The organism is Streptomyces sp. NRRL F-5650, from assembly GCF_000721365.1.
Classification (GTDB): Bacteria; Actinomycetota; Actinomycetes; order Streptomycetales; family Streptomycetaceae; genus Streptomyces; species Streptomyces ardesiacus.
This window is the reverse complement of the sequence record NZ_JOGV01000164.1, coordinates 1-409: the sequence shown is the minus strand read 5'-3', so window position 1 is coordinate 409 and position 409 is coordinate 1. Positions and strand designations below refer to the sequence as shown.

1 protein-coding gene is annotated in these 409 nt (G+C 72.6%); it reads left to right on the top strand.

All coding sequences use genetic code 11. The annotated features are described in order from the left end of the window. Nucleotides 1-409: ketoacyl-synthetase C-terminal extension domain-containing protein (locus IG88_RS39905; protein ID WP_037837580.1), on the top strand; the 409-nt coding region annotated here is incomplete at both ends.

The window sequence follows — 409 nt, the reverse complement described above, 5'->3', positions numbered from 1 at the left end:
GCACCGCCTGATGCCGAAGACGCTGCATGTGGACGAGCCGACGCCTGAGGTGGACTGGTCGGCGGGTGCGGTGGAGTTGCTGACCGAGGCGCGGGAGTGGCCGGAGACGGGACGGCCGGGTCGTGTGGGTGTGTCGTCGTTCGGGATCAGCGGGACGAATGCGCACGTGATTCTGGAGGAGGCTCCGGCGGCCGGGGTGGTGGAGGCGGTGGGGTCGGGGCCGGGTGAGGTGGTGGCTCCGGTGGTGTCGTCGGTGGTGCCGTGGGTGTTGTCGGGGCGTACGGAGGCGGCGCTGCGGGAGCAGGCGGCACGGCTGGCCGGTCATCTGGAGGCGGGGGCCGGGTGGAGGCCGGTGGATGTGGGTGTGTCGCTGGTGGGGACGCGGTCGGTGTTCGAGCAGCGTGCGGTG